The organism is Massilia soli, assembly GCF_016809835.1.
GTDB lineage: Bacteria > Pseudomonadota > Gammaproteobacteria > Burkholderiales > Burkholderiaceae_D > Telluria_A > Telluria_A soli.
Window position 1 is genome coordinate 1 of record NZ_JAFBIL020000025.1, and the last position, 1,229, is coordinate 1,229.

1 protein-coding gene is annotated in these 1,229 nt (G+C 55.9%); it reads right to left on the reverse strand.

Features of this window, described 5'->3' with window-relative positions; genetic code table 11:
* Positions 1-18 precede the first annotated feature (18 nt).
* Positions 19-1,169 (reverse strand): IS3 family transposase gene (locus I4X03_RS22960; protein WP_223471439.1). Its coding sequence is split into 2 segments (ribosomal slippage): positions 19-923 and positions 923-1,169, totalling 1,152 coding nucleotides; the frame shifts between segments, so codons are not numbered across the junction.
* Between the last annotated feature and the right edge of the window lie 60 nt (positions 1,170-1,229).

Sequence of the window (1,229 nt, forward strand, 5' to 3'; positions counted from 1 at the left end):
TGAATCGCCACGAGTTTGCTAGACACTCGCGAGCCTCTCAAAGTACCGCTTCTCAAAATTGACCGGCGAAAGCTTCTCATTGAAGCCATGCCGACGTTTTGGATTGTAGAACATCTCGATGTAGTCGAAGACATCTTCCTTGGCCTCCGCACGTGTCGCGTAGATTTTTCGTCGAATACGCTCACGCTTGATCAGCTGGAAGAAGCTTTCAGCGACGGCATTATCGTGACAGTTTCCCCGCCGGCTCATGCTCTGCTGCAGGTTGTGGGCATCGAGGAAGTCTCGCCAGTCGTAGCTGCTGAACTGACTTCCTTGGTCCGAATGCACCATCACCGTATTCTTCGGCTGCCTGCGCCAGACGGCCATCAAGAGCGCATTCATCGCCAGTTCGCGGTCAATTCGCGAGCTCATCGACCAACCCACCACCTGGCGTGAAAACAAATCTAAAACGACGGCCAGGTACAACCAACCTTCGTAGGTACGGATATAGGTGATGTCCGTGACCCAAACCCGATTCGGTTCTTTCACGTCAAACTGGCGCTGCAGGTGGTTCGGCGCCACCAAGGACGGCGCACCACCGCGCTTGTACTTGCGCTTTCCATATCCCGTTTGGGAACGGATGCCGGCAGACCGCATCAGCCGATGAACTCGATTGATGCCACACGTTTCGCCGAGCTCGCGCAGATCGTCGCTGACCTTGCGATAGCCGTACACGGCACCGCTTTCAAGCCAGGACTGCTTGATCGGAACCAGCAAGCGCTTGTCTTCCTTTGCACGCTGGCTCTCTGGGCTGTGGCGCCAAGCGTAGAAGCCGCTTGGGTGCACATCGAGCATCTTGCAAAGCCGACGCACCGAGTAATGGTCCTGAAGCGCAACAATCAAGGTGTACCTTACCCGGACGTCTTGGCAAAGTACACCGCGGCTTTTTTCAATATGTCGCGCTCCTCAGTGACGCGCTTCAATTCAGCCTTCAATCGCCGCATCTCGTCGCACTGGGCATCGACTGCCTTCCGCTCTTCCTCTGGCATTCCGTAGCGCTTCACCCAGGCGTATAAGCTGTGGATGCTGACGCCAAGCCGCTCCGCGACTTCGCTGACTGGGTGCCCACGCTGGGCCACTTGCTTGACCGCGGCGATCTTGAATTCTTCCGTGTATCGTTTGCCACTCATACTCACTCCTTTAGCCCAGAATTATGGCTCAAGAGTGTCTGCAGAAGTCGTGGCGATTCA